Origin of the sequence: Microcystis sp. LEGE 08355, assembly GCF_015207185.1 — a bacterium.
GTDB lineage: Bacteria > Cyanobacteriota > Cyanobacteriia > Cyanobacteriales > Microcystaceae > Microcystis > Microcystis panniformis.
On record NZ_JADEXI010000296.1, the window covers coordinates 1 to 5,752 of the forward strand.

General features: G+C 49.3%; 11 protein-coding genes. All 11 read left to right on the forward strand.

The window, feature by feature from the left end; all coding sequences use genetic code 11:
- The first annotated feature begins 74 nt into the window (after window positions 1-74).
- The 11 genes from IQ242_RS15080 to rpmE all read left to right on the forward strand — a co-directional run bounded on the left by IQ242_RS15080 (window position 75) and on the right by rpmE (window position 5,640).
- Window positions 75-341 (forward strand): YciI family protein, encoded by a 267-nt coding sequence (locus tag IQ242_RS15080; protein WP_193960522.1) that lies wholly within the window; start codon window positions 75-77, stop codon window positions 339-341.
- Window positions 342-659: 318 nt separating this feature from the next.
- Entirely contained in the window at window positions 660-890 is a 231-nt protein-coding gene (gene infA / locus IQ242_RS15085; RefSeq protein WP_002737109.1) for a translation initiation factor IF-1, read from the forward strand.
- Window positions 891-1,017: 127 nt separating this feature from the next.
- Entirely contained in the window at window positions 1,018-1,131 is a 114-nt protein-coding gene (rpmJ, locus tag IQ242_RS15090) for a 50S ribosomal protein L36 (RefSeq protein WP_012593611.1), read from the forward strand.
- A 93-nt stretch (window positions 1,132-1,224) separates the two neighbouring features.
- Window positions 1,225-1,608 (forward strand): 30S ribosomal protein S13, encoded by a 384-nt coding sequence (gene rpsM / locus IQ242_RS15095; RefSeq protein ID WP_002735415.1) that lies wholly within the window; start codon window positions 1,225-1,227, stop codon window positions 1,606-1,608.
- Between the two features lie 39 nt (window positions 1,609-1,647).
- Entirely contained in the window at window positions 1,648-2,040 is a 393-nt protein-coding gene (gene rpsK, locus IQ242_RS15100; protein ID WP_002735413.1) for a 30S ribosomal protein S11, read from the forward strand.
- A 193-nt stretch (window positions 2,041-2,233) separates the two neighbouring features.
- Window positions 2,234-3,175 carry a DNA-directed RNA polymerase subunit alpha gene (locus IQ242_RS15105; protein ID WP_002766101.1) on the forward strand — a complete coding sequence of 314 codons (942 nt, stop codon included), beginning with the start codon at window positions 2,234-2,236 and terminating at the stop codon, window positions 3,173-3,175.
- Between the two features lie 21 nt (window positions 3,176-3,196).
- A complete protein-coding gene (gene rplQ, locus IQ242_RS15110; RefSeq protein WP_002760055.1) occupies window positions 3,197-3,547 on the forward strand; it encodes a 50S ribosomal protein L17 in 351 nt (116 codons plus the stop codon).
- Between the two features lie 2 nt (window positions 3,548-3,549).
- Complete coding sequence (truA, locus tag IQ242_RS15115; protein ID WP_193960523.1) at window positions 3,550-4,380, forward strand: tRNA pseudouridine(38-40) synthase TruA; 831 nt, start codon at window positions 3,550-3,552, stop codon at window positions 4,378-4,380.
- Window positions 4,381-4,513: 133 nt separating this feature from the next.
- Window positions 4,514-4,969: a 50S ribosomal protein L13 gene (rplM, locus tag IQ242_RS15120; RefSeq protein ID WP_002735375.1), complete on the forward strand. Its 456-nt coding sequence runs from the start codon at window positions 4,514-4,516 to the stop codon at window positions 4,967-4,969.
- A 4-nt stretch (window positions 4,970-4,973) separates the two neighbouring features.
- Entirely contained in the window at window positions 4,974-5,387 is a 414-nt protein-coding gene (gene rpsI, locus IQ242_RS15125; protein WP_002737094.1) for a 30S ribosomal protein S9, read from the forward strand.
- Between the two features lie 19 nt (window positions 5,388-5,406).
- The gene (rpmE, locus tag IQ242_RS15130) at window positions 5,407-5,640 is read left to right on the forward strand and encodes a 50S ribosomal protein L31 (protein ID WP_002735793.1); all 234 of its coding nucleotides are present in this window, start codon (window positions 5,407-5,409) and stop codon (window positions 5,638-5,640) included.
- Window positions 5,641-5,752 lie beyond the last annotated feature (112 nt).

Sequence of the window (5,752 nt, forward strand, 5' to 3'; positions counted from 1 at the left end):
ATTGCGCCCCCGAGGGCCAAGATTAATCGATATAATTACAGGGTTGTTAATCCGTCCTAGCCGCCTGAGAATTTATGCCCTGGTTTGTCAAGATAGAAAAAGGCATTGTTGATAAAGCTACTTTCGATCGCTATGTCAGCGCCCATAAGGACTATGTGCGTGATTTAATTAGCCAAGGACGAGAAGCAAAAACTGGTTATTGGGCAGAAAGGGGCGGCGGAATGTTATTATTTAAAGCCGATTCTCTTGAGGAAGCCCAAGCAATTATAGTTCGCGATCCTTTAATCGAGAATGGTTGTGTGGAATATGAACTACATGAATGGCGAATTGTCGTAGAATAATCCAGCTTTTCAGGGAACAGTGAACAGTCATCAGTCATCAGTGAAAAGACAGCAATGTTAAAATGTTTATTGTCTAAATCTTACTACTTAATACTGCCTAGTAGTGGGGAGATGGGGGTGGAGAGTGGAGTCAGGAGACCACTGCGTGCGCGTTGCGGGGGGAGAGGGAAGATGGGGTGCTTTTTTGCTGTGAACTGAAAACTTACATCTGATAACTGATCACTGATCACTGATAAGCTATACTGGGGGAACTGTGGTGACAGCACGGTTGCTGCTGCCGATCATTAAATTGTCCCCAGTGAATTTGAGGAATTAACTTTGTCTAAACAAGATCTCATCGAAATGGAAGGAACCGTCACCGAATCTTTGCCCAACGCCATGTTTAGGGTGGATTTAGATAACGGTTTCAACGTCTTAGCTCACATATCCGGCAAAATCCGCCGTAATTATATCAAAATACTCCCTGGCGATCGAGTCAAAGTGGAACTGACCCCCTACGACCTAACCAAAGGAAGAATTACCTATCGCCTGAAAAATCAGAAAAAATAGCGATAAAGAGGGGCAGAGAAGCCAAAAAGCCTAATAAGCAGCCAAATTTATTTTAAAAAAATAGGTGACACGAGTAAAAGAAATCTGATATAATAATAAGCTTGCAGTGTTGCCAAAATAGTTAGGCATGAAAGTTAGAGCGTCTGTCAAAAAAATGTGCGAAAAGTGCCGCGTCATCCGTCGGCGCGGTCGGGTCATGGTAATTTGTTCTAACCCCAAACACAAGCAGAGACAAGGATAAACCACCAAAGTCACTGTCTTGGGGCAGAGAATCGTTACCGTTAATTGTAGTCGTTTTTGGAAAAAAAATCGTTCATAGGGAGAAAGAAAAAGCGTGGCAAGGATAGCTGGTGTAGACCTACCTCGCGATAAGCGTGTGGAAATCGCCCTGACCTACCTCTACGGAGTGGGTCTATCGCGTTCCCAAGAAGTCTTATCCGCGACGGGTGTTAACCCTGACACTCGGGTCAAGGATCTCAGCGATGAAGACGTGGCGGCGCTACGGACTTATATCGAGACAAATTATCAAATCGAGGGGGATTTGAGACGCTGGGAGGCGATGAACATCAAACGCCTCGCCGATATCGGCACCTATCGAGGTCGTCGGCATCGGCTAGGATTACCCGTGCGCGGGCAACGGACGCGAACCAATGCGCGGACCCGTCGCGGTCGTCGGGTGACAGTGGCAGGGAAGAAAAAAGCCCCCTCCAAGAAATAATTTTTTATTCATTGCGATATCCCCCAATCAAGAAAAACTATGGCGCGACCAACCAAAAAAACCGGACCGAAAAAACAGAAGAAAAATATTCCTACCGGAGTCGCTCACATTCAATCGACCTTCAACAATACCATTGTCACGATCGCCGATACCAAAGGCGATGTGATCTCTTGGGCATCGGCGGGATCGAGTGGTTTTAAAGGAGCCAAAAAAGGAACCCCCTTCGCCGCCCAAACCGCCGCCGATAACGCCGCCCGCCGAGCGATCGAACAGGGAATGCGTCAACTAGAAGTGATGGTTAGTGGCCCCGGGGCAGGACGGGAAACCGCAATCCGGGCCCTGCAAGGAGCAGGATTAGAAATCACCCTGATCCGGGACGTGACTCCCATCCCCCACAATGGTTGTCGTCCTCCCAAACGCCGGAGAGTGTAAACAGTGAACAGCTTTTTCAGGTGACAGGGATCTTGAGGCCGACAGCCGTTAGCTTTGAGCGCATCAGCAGCAGAATCGGGTCGTCAAAGACCATCTGCTCAAAAAGCTAAACGCCGAACGCTAAACGCTGAAAGCCAAAGAAAACTGATAACTGATAACTGATAACTGAAAACTGAACAAGGGAGGTCAATCGGTGGCGCAATTTCAAATCGAGTGTGTAGAAGCAAAAACTTACAAGAATCAGAGTCAGTACAGTAAATTCGTACTAGAACCTCTAGAAAGAGGCCAGGGTACGACCGTAGGTAATGCCCTGAGACGGATTCTCATTTCCAATCTGGAAGGGGCGGCCGTGACGGCCCTGCGGATCGCGGGAGTCAATCACGAATTTGCCACCGTCCAGGGAGTACGCGAGGACGTGATGGAACTCATGCTCAACATGAAAGAAATCATCCTCAAAAGCTACACCAATCAAACCCAGATCGGGCGTTTAGTGGCAACTGGACCAGCGACAGTAGTGGCGGCACAATTCGATTTACCCTCAGAAATCGAGATAGTCGATCGCAATCAGTACGTCGCTACCCTAGCCGAAGGGGCCAAGCTAGAGATGGAATTTCGCGTGGAAAAAGGCAAAGGCTACCGGGCGATTGATCGCAGTAAAGAAGAAGCCACTTCGCTGGACTTTCTGCAAATCGACTCGATTTTTATGCCCGTAACCAAAGTCAACTACAGCGTCGAAGATATCCGTTCCGAAAGCGGTCAAGCTAGAGATCGTCTGCTCTTAGAAATTTGGACAAACGGGAGCATTAACCCCAAAGAAGCCCTTTCCCAAGCGGCCGATATGCTGGTTAATCTCTTTAACCCGCTCAAGGATCTCAACGCCCTCGAATCCTCCGGTAACTTTGACGACCAAGAGATCAACCAAGAAAACCAAATTCCGATCGAGGAACTACAATTATCCGTGCGCGCCTACAATTGCCTAAAGCGAGCGCAGATCAACACCGTAGCCGACCTCCTCGATTACAGCCAAGAAGATCTCTTAGAAATCAAAAACTTTGGGCAGAAATCGGCTGAAGAAGTCATTGAAGCCCTACAAAAACGGTTAGGCATCACCCTACCCCAAGAAAAAAGCAAGTAAACCCAATTCCAGGAAAATACCATGAGACATCGGTGTAAAGTGCCTCAATTGGGTCTGCCGGCTGACCAAAGAAAGGCACTGCTGCGCAGCTTAGCCACCCAGCTAATTCTACATGGTCAGATCACCACCACCCTAGCGAAAGCGAAAGCGGTGCGAGCAGAGGTAGACCACATTATCACCCTAGCTAAAGACGGTTCCCTGAGCGCCCGTCGCCAAGCTATGGGCTACATCTACGACAAACAACTGGTTCATGCCCTCTTTGAAGGAGCCCAGGCCCGTTATGGCAACCGTAACGGCGGTTATACCAGGGTAGTGCGTACCCTGCGCCGTCGCGGGGATAATGCCCCCATGGCGATTATCGAACTGATGTAACGATGACAGCTTGCCCCCAGTCGCGGATCGCCCTAGTTATCCAGTATGTGGGAACTAATTTCCACGGCTGGCAACGGCAACCCCATCACAGGAGTGTGCAGGAGGAAATCGAGAAGGCTCTGGCCGATATTCTCGGTCATGCTGTCACTCTGCACGGGGCCGGACGTACCGATAGCGGTGTTCACGCCGCCGCCCAGGTTGCCCATTTCCAGCAGCAGAGTCCGATCCCACCTGCCCATTGGGCCAAGGTTCTCAATGCTCGGCTAGATGACGATATCGTCATTCGGGCTTCGGCTCAGGTTCCCGATCGCTGGCACGCCCGTTTCTCGGCCCTCTGGCGACGTTATCGTTACACCCTCTATACCGACCCCATCCCCAATCTCTTTGTTAGCCCCTTTAGTTGGCACTACTACCATCGTCCCCTCGATGCCGATTTGATGGCCAGGGCCTTAAAGCCCCTATTGGGTAAGCATCATCTGGCCGCCTTTCACCGTGCTAACTCTAGTCGTGACCATTCTTGGGTAGAAGTACAGGGGGTGGAGTGCTACCGTCAAGGGCCGTTTGTACAGATGGAAATCCAAGCCAATGGCTTTTTGTACGGGATGGTGCGCCTATTGGTGGGAATGTTGGTGGAGGTGGGAACTGGTGAGCGACCGCTAGAAAACTTTACCGACATCTGGGTCAATCAGCGCCGAGAATTGGTCAAATACGCCGCACCAGCCAAAGGACTATGTTTACTGCGGGTGGGTTACGCCGATTTTCCCTTTGCCGATAGCGTCTGGTGCGAGACTCAGCCTCTTTATTATTTCCGAGCAGAGGGGATAGGGGAATAGGGACATGGGGGAATAGGGAGATAGGGAAATGGGGGAATTTCAACTAAAACCCTAAAACCCTAAAACCCTAACCCCCCAACACCCAGGTGGGCAATAAAAAAAATTAATTTTTGTAAACCAAGGCAAACTCACCATGAACAAAACACCTCTACCAAATTTAGAGACTCTAGAGCAGAAATGGTACGTCATTGATGCGGCCGATCAGCGTCTAGGTCGTCTGGCCACCGAGATCGCAATGATTCTACGGGGCAAAAATAAAGCCACCTTCACCCCCCATCTGGATACGGGGGATTTTGTCATTGTTATTAACGCCGAAAAAGTGACAGTGACGGGCAAAAAACGCCAACAGAAAGTTTATCGCCGCGACTCCGGCAGACCGGGTGGTATGAAGGTAGAAAGCTTCGATAAACTGCAAAAACGCATTCCCGAACGGATTATCGAACACGCTGTTAAGGGAATGCTCCCGAAAAATAGCTTAGGTCGGAAATTGTTCACGAAACTGAAAGTTTATGCTGGTGCGGAACATCCCCATCAGGCACAACAACCGGAAGTTTTAGCGATTAATACGATTCCCGCAGGAGGAAATTAAGTCAATGCAAGCCACGGACAGTAAAAATAAGGTAGTTTATTGGGGAACGGGACGACGCAAATCAGCGGTCGCTTCCGTGCGTCTGGTGCCGGGGACGGGGGCAATTACCGTTAACGGTCGCGATGGAGAAACCCATTTTAACCGTATTCCCACCTATATCCAGACGATTAAGGCTCCTCTGGAGACCTTGGGACTGGAAAACGAGTATGATATCATCGTTAAGGCCGAGGGCGGTGGTTTGACCGGCCAAGCGGACGCGGTGAAATTGGGTGTCGCTAGAGCTTTATGTCAATTGGCCCCGGAAAATCGTCCTCCCCTCAAGAGTGAAGGTTATCTGACTCGGGATCCCCGGGCGAAGGAACGGAAAAAATACGGTCTTCACAAAGCGCGTAAAGCGCCTCAATACTCGAAACGTTAGGTTAATAGAGAGGTTTATTATGCCGAAAAAAATTCATCCTACTTGGTATCCGGAAGCTAAGGTGATCTGTAATGGTGAAGTGGTGATGACGGTGGGTTCGACAAAACCAGAAATTCATGTGGAGGTTTGGTCTGGTAATCATCCTTTTTATACGGGAACCCAGAAGATGATCGATACGGAGGGCCGGGTCGATCGCTTCCTGCGTAAGTACAAAATGGGCGATAAGTCAAGCAAAAAGGCCGATCAGAAATAATTCTTTACTTTTGCCTTTTTGACCCGGTGGGGAGATTTTCTCGCCGGGTTTTTTGCTATTTTTAGGCTGGTAGGGTCATACTAAATCCTGTTTAAAAAGTATAGGATAGTGG